Annotated in this window: 4 protein-coding genes; all 4 read left to right on the top strand. The window is 65.1% G+C overall.

All coding sequences use genetic code 11. The annotated features are described in order from the left end of the window. Positions 1–984, top strand: a 984-nt coding sequence (locus AC3VI7_RS12435; protein ID WP_489671595.1) for an RNB domain-containing ribonuclease, incomplete at its 5' end; no start/stop codon positions are given. Between the two features lie 26 nt (positions 985–1,010). Continuing rightward, complete coding sequence (locus AC3VI7_RS12440) at positions 1,011–1,880, top strand: energy transducer TonB (protein WP_489668937.1); 870 nt, start codon at positions 1,011–1,013, stop codon at positions 1,878–1,880. A 23-nt stretch (positions 1,881–1,903) separates the two neighbouring features. Beyond that, positions 1,904–2,743: a shikimate dehydrogenase gene (aroE, locus tag AC3VI7_RS12445; protein ID WP_489668936.1), complete on the top strand. Its 840-nt coding sequence runs from the start codon at positions 1,904–1,906 to the stop codon at positions 2,741–2,743. Continuing rightward, the coding region (mtgA, locus tag AC3VI7_RS12450) for a monofunctional biosynthetic peptidoglycan transglycosylase (protein WP_489671596.1) at positions 2,744–3,463 on the top strand (720 nt) is incomplete at its 3' end.

Raw genomic sequence — 3,463 nt, forward strand, 5'->3', positions numbered from 1 at the left:
AGCGTGGTCACCGAAGCCGCGCTGACCGGCCAAGCCCCGGCCGACTTTGCCTTTGCGGCCGAATTGACCTTTGGCTGGCGCTTGGCCAAGCATCTCAAAGCCCAACGCGAAGTGGTGCGCGGCAAGCCGGAGAACTTCAACCGGCCCGACTACAACTTCAAGCTCGTCGATGCCAGCGGCAACGCCCCCAGCCAAGCCCCCGAGGGCTTTGAAACCGTGCGCATCAGCGAACGCAAACGCGGCGCACCGCTTGATCTGATCGTGGCTGAGGCGATGATTCTGGCCAACAACACGTGGGGCGGCTGGCTGGCCGAACTCGGCGTGCCGGGCATCTACCGCAGCCAAGCCAGCATGGCACCGGGCATGAAAGTGCGCATGAGCACCCGCGCGCTGCCGCACGCCGGCATGGGGGTGGCGCACTACACGTGGGCGACCTCGCCGCTGCGGCGCTATGTCGATCTGGTCAATCAGTGGCAAATCATTGCCTGCGCCCGCCACGGACGCACCGCCATGTTGGCAGCACCCTTCAAGCCCAAAGACGCCGAACTGTTCTCGGTCATCTCCAGCTTCGAGTCGGCCTACGGGGCTTACAACGACTTCCAAAACGGTGTGGAGCGTTACTGGACGCTGCGCTGGCTGGAACAAAACGGCTTGGCGGAGCACGGCGGCATCGAGGTCGAAGCAGCGGTCATCAAGGACGGCTTGGTGCGCCTCGATAGCCTGCCGCTGGTGCTGCGCGCCACGGGCGCTGAAAACCTCGGGCGCGGTGCCAAGGTGCGGGTGCGGGTCAGCAAGGTTGATCTGCTCACCCTCGAAGCCCATGCCTCCTTGGTGGCTCGCTTGGATGAAGTCATCGCCGACACCGCCACTGACACCGCTGAAGAGGATGACGAAGAAGCCAGCGCGGCCAGCACCGGCCTGCATTTGGCCATCGACCTGAGCCCTGAATCCGCTGCGGCTGACGCCTCGGCTGTGTCCGCCTGAACTGTTTGCTGAGCTTGCTTTCGCCCATGCAGCGTCTGAAATCACTCTCCAGTCTGCAAATCGCCCTGCTGGTGTCGGTTGCACTCCATGCCGCCTTGCTGTTGATGCGAGTGGCCGATCCGGCCGCTTTTGATCGCATCTTGCGCGACAGTCCGCTCGAAGTGGTGCTGGTCAACGCCAGCAGCCGCGAAGCCCCCACCAAGGCCGAAGTGGTGGCGCAACGCAACTTGGCCGGGGGCGGAGAAACCGACGGCGCACGCGCCACCTCACCGCTGCCCGTGGCCCCACTCAACGCCATCGGCGACTCGGTCACCGATGCGTCGCGCTTGCTGGAGCAGATGCAAGAGCAGCAAGTGCAGTTGCTCTCTCAAGTCAAGCGTGAACTCGCTACGTCTGCGCTCAACGACCCCAGTCGCAACAACAAGGGCGAGCCCGCCAACGCAGCTGAAGAAGAACGCCATCGCCAGTTGCTGATGATGCTGGCGCAGATTGAGAAACGCATCAACGCCGAGAACGCCCGCCCCCGCCGGCGCTATGTCAGCCCGGCCGCACGTGAGGGGGTGCATGCGCTGTACTACGACACGCTGCGCCACCGCATCGAGGATCTGGGCACACGCAACTTCCCGGAAGCCAACGGCCAAAAGCTCTATGGCGAGTTGTCCATGCTGATCGCCATTGATGCCTCCGGGCGCGTCGTCATGACCGACATCATCACCAGTTCGGGCAACCGGGTGCTGGACCGTCGCGCCTTGGCGATTGCCCGCGCCGCTGCGCCCTTTGGCCCCTTCACGGCGGCGATGCGCAACCAGTTCGACCAACTGGTGTTCGTCTCACGCTTCCGCTTCACCCGCGACGAGGGCCTGCAAGCCAACGTCGAAGACACCTCCTCGCATTGACCCTCTCTCTGCCCCCCGCACCCATGGACCGTTACGCCGTCATCGGCCATCCCGTCAAACACAGCCGCTCGCCACGTATCCACGCCCTGTTTGCCGCGCAAACCGGACAGGTGCTGGATTACGCCCGGCTTGAAAGCGCGCCTGAAGCCTTCAACCAAACGGTGCTGGCCTTTGCGGCCAGCGGGGCGCGGGGCTGCAACATCACCGTGCCCTTCAAGTTTGAGGCGTGGCAGATGGCGGCCCGGCGCACCGCACGGGCCGAGCTGGCGCAATCGGCCAACACCCTGCGTTTTGATACGGGGGGCTGGTGGGCCGACAACACCGACGGCATCGGCTTGGTGCGCGACATCACCCAAAACGCCGGCGTGGCGTTGGCGGGCCAGCGCGTGCTGCTGATCGGTGCGGGTGGTGCCGCAGCGGGCAGTTTGGGGCCGTTGATCGACACCCAACCGGCCGAGATCGTGGTGGCCAACCGCAGTGTGGCCAAAGCTGAAGCGCTGGTGGCGCGTCACCAAGATGGGGCAGTAACCCAGGCCCAACGCGCTCAAGGGGTACGCATGTACGCCACCGATCTGGACCATGCGGGTGAAGCGTTCGACGTGGTGATCAACGCCACCGCCAGCAGCTTGGGTGGGGCCGAGTCGCCCGTGGCGGCAAGTGTGCTCAAGCCGGGAGCCTTGGCGCTCGACATGATGTATGGCGCTGCGGCAGCGGGCTTTCTGGCTTGGGCCCAAGCCCACGGCGCTCGTGGCCGCGACGGCCTCGGGATGCTGGTCGAACAAGCGGCCGAAGCCTTTACGGCTTGGCGCGGCGTGCGCCCCGACACTGGCCCGGTGCTGGCGCAACTACGCGCCGAGCTTTGAATGAAACCCTGGCGCGCGACCGCCTTGCGCCTGCTGGCTCTGCTGGCACTGTCCTTCCTCGCGCTGCAAGGCTTTTGGCTGCTGCGCATCGGCGCGATGACGGTGATCGACCCGCAATCGACCAGCTTTGAGCGCTCAGAAGCCTGGCGGTTGATCACCGAAAAACATCGTCTGGGCTGGTCGCAAGCGTGGCGCAGTTACCCAGCCATCAGTGATCAGCTCAAGCGCGCGGTGATCGCCAGCGAGGACGCCGGTTTTACCGACCACAGCGGCATCGAGTGGGATGCCATCGAAAAAGCCTGGGAGCGCAACCAGAAGGCCGAAGCCCGTGCGGCCGCCACCCCCGCCCACCGCGCCAAACCGAGCATCTTTGGCGGCTCGACCATCACCCAGCAGTTGGCCAAGAACTTGTTCCTCTCGGGGGAGCGCAGCGTGCTGCGCAAGGCCCAAGAAGCGCTCATCACCTTGATGCTCGAAGCGGTGCTCGACAAGCAGCGCATCTTGGAGATCTACCTCAATCACGTCGAATGGGGCGAAGGCGTGTTTGGCGCCCAAGCGGCGGCGCAGCACCATTTCCGCACCGAGGCCGCCCGGCTACAAGCCGCCCAAGCGGCCCGACTGGCGGTGATGCTGCCAGCGCCCAAACGCTTCGAAAAACGCCCCGCCTCGCCCTACTTGATGGGTCGCTCCGCCACCGTGATGGCGCGCATGCCAGCGGTG

The sequence above is a fragment of the Leptothrix toolikensis (SeqCode) genome (assembly GCF_057922285.1).